Raw genomic sequence first — 5,113 nt, forward strand, 5'->3', positions numbered from 1 at the left:
TTAATTTCCATTTGGTTAAAATGTATGCTTTAGGTGAAAATGATAGCAATGATAAAAGTGCATCAGCTTATCCAAGTACTGACTCCGGCCAATCGGTAAGCAACAATAATGACTACGAAACTTCTCAATCAAATTCCTCAAGCTACCAAAGTGGCACAAGTGCTGCAAATTCACATTACCAAAACGCCTTAGAAAGACAACAAGTTTATACCCAAAATTTAGAAGCCGCCGCTACTCAAATAGTTAATGTGGGTTTAAGTATTGCCAACGATATTCAACAAGCTAGGATTAGGAATGTAAATAATAAAAATGAAAACATAAGGGAGTATCTTGAGGAAATTATCCCTTTAGACAAGGAGTGCGAAGCCTTGTATACAACAGATTATGCAGACTTTCTTGTAAAGGAAAAAACATTACGGAGGTATGAAAACCTAGCCATTGATAATTTAAACTGGCTTATTGAAAAGGAAGGTGACGCAAGGTATAAAAATTTAAAATCAGAGATTTTTTCCAACCAAGTAAATAGACTAAAGAAAATATTGGCGTACAATACGGCACAGCTATTAAGAAATGAGAAGGAACTTAAAAATATGGCGCTAATCAATGAGTTTTATTATGCTAATTTAAATGAACTGATAGATTTCGCAGGAGATTTGTCTACAGATTTGGGCTATCATAACAATAATGTTCACGGATCAACAGGATATGGATTGTTTAAATTTTGGAGAGATTTTGTTGACAAAGAGAAGAGTGAAAGAGCTCGGAAAATGTTAGCCTCCAACGAAACAAATAAATTTTTAGATCCTATCTATGAAATATTTTTTTATACAAGACAAAATTATGTCAGTGACTATTATGACAAAAAAGCCATTGATTTATTTAACGCAGCCAATGATCAAACCAAAAAATCATTACTAATTGGTGTGCTTTTTGGAAGAAAATATGCTAAAGATTTAGCATGGGATCAATTGTACATAAAAGATGATCGACTATTGAAGTTGTTTTTGGAAAATACTAGCGAAAAAATATATTATTATGAAATTGAATTTAATGGAACCAAAGGGAAGGAAAAAATGCCTTTGTATAAATTTTTAAATTCAAAATATGGCTATAAAGACTCCAAATCAAACGAGCTAGTAAAAGATTGGTTAAAAAGAGATAAAAAATTGACCGGAAAAAACCCGGATGATTTTGTGGAAGAACAATTGGCAAAAGAAAAAAAAGCCTCTCTTCTTGAAGATGAAAATAAAGAAATTCGAAATTTGATTTCGCAATCTCAAGTACTGTCTGAAAGTGGGGATTTTAACAAAGCCCTTACACTCATTCAAAAAGCTAGAGAGGATTTCCCTAATAACTATGATTTATTAATAACAGAAGCACATATTTATAATAAACTCAATAATAATGACCGTTTTTTAGAACTACTCAAAGAAGGGGAAAAATCAGCTGACGCAAACGATAAATTATTTTATAATATTGGTGTACTGGAGCAAGCCAATGAAAATTATGATGAAGCCGTAAACTATTATTTAAAGGTAATTGAGATTAATCCTGAAAATGGTGATGCTTATCATAATTTGGGATTTGTCTATAATGAACAAGCAACCTTACTTAAAAATGACATCAATAATTTCATAGATCAACCTGAAAAATATAACGAAATCTTCCTAGATACTATAAGCGTGCAGTGAAGTTACAGGAATACGATTATGATACATTATTTGAGATAGGATTCACCTGTACTGCACAAGCAAATGAAATCGGGAAGCAGGCCAATAAAAAATTAGAATACCCAAAAAAATTCGGCTGGCTTTATTTGAAGAGGATGGAAATGTACAATCATTCATTGTTCTTTTTTAAAAAAGCCCAACAATTGGATGATACTGATGAGGACTTAAATCAAAACATAATAATCCTTCAAAAAGTTGTTGATGATTTTATTGAGAAGCGCAAGAAAAAAAGCTAGGTTATCTTGAAGGATTTAGGCTTGCAGTAATTCTACTTTAATATCCCACTTTGGCTTCGTTCAGGATTCGGTTGTCTCCCACCTAGTTGTAATTTGCAATTACACCCTTTTATTCCCAAGCATATCTTAAAAGCATAATTATCTTAATGCCATTTGTAATGGCACGCTAATTCCGGTTCTTATAGATTTAAAATCCTAAATGGCAAAAGATATATTGAGGGATGTCGGTTAAGACGTACAAGGTTAAAAAACTTCAAGCTATTTTTTCCAAGTGCTGCAACCATACGGGTTTGATAGTGGGGAGTGTTAATGATGTCGAACCTCTTCCCATTGAAGAGGATAGTTGTTTGTGGTTTTAAATTACAGGCAGTAGGGAAAAGCCTTGTTGAGCAGAGCAGTATACAAATATACTGCTAATTTTAAAAGATACATTACGGACTGGACAAGTGGCACCAATTGTGTGAAGTATAAACCTTTATTCTCTTTTTCCTTTTAGTTTTTGATTGGGGAAATATTGCGATGTATTACATTATCTTTTAAAAATAAATTTATGTTTAAGTATTGTTTATTCAATAAAAAGTTACATTTCATCCTAAATTGATCTTAATAAAGTTATATTTGTGCAGGGTATCTATATGCTGTTATTATTAATAGATGTAGGGTTTAGTGGTTTTACCACTATCTTTTGTAAATGATTACATGTAAAAATTTTGAAAAAAATATGGATCAATCCATTTTTGATTTTGCTCCTTTTCCAATGTGGATTTATGATTTAGTAACATTTCGTTTTCTTGCCGTCAACAAGGAAGCCATACGTTCTTACGGTTATAGTGAGAGGGAATTTCTAAATATGACGATTAAGGACATTCGTCCTCCGGAGGATATCCCAAGACTAGAAAGAGCAGTACAAGAAGCCAGAACCCGTTCTGAATTGTATAAAGAAAGTCTTTATAGACATAGAAAAAAGGATGGTAGTGTGATTTACGTAAAGATTAAAAGCAATCATATTACATTTAATGGAATAAAAGCTGAGATAGTTACAGCCATTGATCTGACAGATCGCTATGAAAGAGAGCAAAGAATAGAGGGGCAAAAGAATTATTTAAAAGCGATTAGCATCATAAGCCAGTTACTTTTGAAATCCAATGACTGGCTTCAATCTCTAAATGCTTGTTTTAAAATCGTTGGGGAAACCATTGGAATTGATCGTATCTACTTTTTTCAAAATAACCTAAAGGATAAGACCACTTCCCAGAGGTTAGAGTGGAGTGGTGAGGCGATAGCACCTCAGATTGATAATCCTAAACTTCAAAATATTCCCTTCTCAGAATTGCCTTTATTTATGGAAGCTTTACAGAAGAAAAGCTATTTCGAATCCATCGTTAAAGACCTTCCACAGTCGACCCTTAAAACCATGCTGTCGCAGCAGAATATCAAATCTATACTTGTCCTACCATTATGGGTTAATGAATTGTTTTATGGCTTTATAGGCTTTGATGATTGTACGCAAGAGCGAGAATTTTCAGAGGAAGATTTTCAATTGATACAAGTGCTTACCTCTAACTTAGGACAGGTGATTAAACAACTTGAAGCTTATCAAGAGCTCTCCTACAGAGAAGCAAGGTTTAAATCTTTGATTGAAAATGGAAAAGATCTTATTGCGATCATAGACAAAAACGGGAATTATAATTACGTAGGGCCCACCTCAAAAACAGTTTTGGGAATTGCTCCGGATGAATTTATAGGTAAAAATGCTTTTGAATTTATCCATAAAGAAGATCAACCTCGTATAAAGCATTGTTTGGCTGGAATTTCAACGGTTAAATACATGACCATCGAACCTTACCGTTTTCTGGATGCCCGTGGTGACTGGCGATGGATTCAGACGGAGTTAACAAACCATTTAGATACGCCATTTATTTATGGAATTGTAGCCAATACACATGAAGTTACTGCAGAAGTGAAGCAGGGAAGGATTGAGAGGGTGACAGCTTCTTTAGCCAAAGAAATTGGAAAACCCGGGAAATTGTCAACCTGTTTCAATCAAGCAATAAGTCAGTTAACTGATTTAAATGGTATCGATTATAGTGAAATTTGGTTGGTCTCTCAGGAAGCAAGTCGATTAGACTTGATTTCTTATTCCTTTCAAAATGAAAAATTTTCTTCGTTTTACGAATACGGAAAAGAACACACCTCTTTTACTCTAGGGGAAGGTCTTCCGGGTTATATTTGGAAAGAAAATGGTCCTATTTTGTGGAAAGATTTACCAACCAGAAAAGAATTTGTTCGAAACCCCGCTAAATTTAATACAGCAATGGGTTTTCCCATTGCTTATAACAATGAGTTTATTGGTTGTATTCTTTGTTTTTCATCAAATCGGGAAGATGAAATAGTAGAGGAATACCATTTGCTTAAAGAAGTCACCCAATTTCTTGGGCCGGTAATTAAGCAAAAAATTACTGAAGAAGAATACCGCAATTTTTTTAATATTTCTCCGGATCCGCATTGTATCATAGGTTTTGATGGATACATCAAAAAGTACAACAAAGCCTTTCAAAAATTGATGGGGTATAAGAAAGAAAAGTTACTCGCTAATCCTATTTATCATTTTATTCACAAAGATGATAAAAAAGAATCCCAAACAAGGCTTCAATCCTTAATCGCTCATCAGTCCTCCCTATCTCATACGTCCTACCCTAAATACGAAGTCCGTTTTGTGACTTCCGATGACCATATTATATGGTTGGTATGGAGTGTTACGGTAATTCAAGAATCGAAAATTATTGTTTCGGTAGCCAAGGACATCACTGAAGAAAGATTGGTTCAAGAAAAATTGGAAGTGGCATATAAGCAGTTAAAAACTGCCCAAAAAATTGCCAAGCTTGGCTATTGGTCCAGGAATCTTGATTCAGAGCTTTCTGTTTGGTCAGAAGAAACGTATCGCATTTATGGCTATTCACCTCAGGATTTTATTCCTACCCAAATTAATATTGCCCAAACCTTCCATCCTGACGATCTACACCTGATGGAAAAAGACCCAATTGGGTTATTAGAGGATAATAATGTTCAAAGTTTTGAACACCGTATATTGACAGGTAAGGATAGTATTAAATGGGTCCATCAGGAAATTCGATTGTTAACCGATAA

General features: G+C 34.0%; 3 protein-coding genes. All 3 read left to right on the forward strand.

Features of this window, described 5'->3' with window-relative positions:
* Window positions 1–20 precede the first annotated feature (20 nt).
* Complete coding sequence (locus AAC037_RS19485; RefSeq protein ID WP_339904957.1) at window positions 21–1,691, forward strand: tetratricopeptide repeat protein; 1,671 nt, start codon at window positions 21–23, stop codon at window positions 1,689–1,691.
* The gene (locus AAC037_RS19490) at window positions 1,688–1,966 is read left to right on the forward strand and encodes a hypothetical protein (RefSeq protein WP_339904959.1); all 279 of its coding nucleotides are present in this window, start codon (window positions 1,688–1,690) and stop codon (window positions 1,964–1,966) included. Before AAC037_RS19485 ends, AAC037_RS19490 begins: the two co-directional genes overlap by 4 nt.
* A gap of 721 nt (window positions 1,967–2,687) precedes the next feature.
* On the forward strand, window positions 2,688–5,113 hold a 2,426-nt coding region (locus tag AAC037_RS19495; RefSeq protein ID WP_339904960.1), incomplete at its 3' end, for a PAS domain S-box protein.

The organism is uncultured Cyclobacterium sp. (assembly GCF_963976465.1).
Lineage (GTDB): Bacteria > Bacteroidota > Bacteroidia > Cytophagales > Cyclobacteriaceae > Cyclobacterium.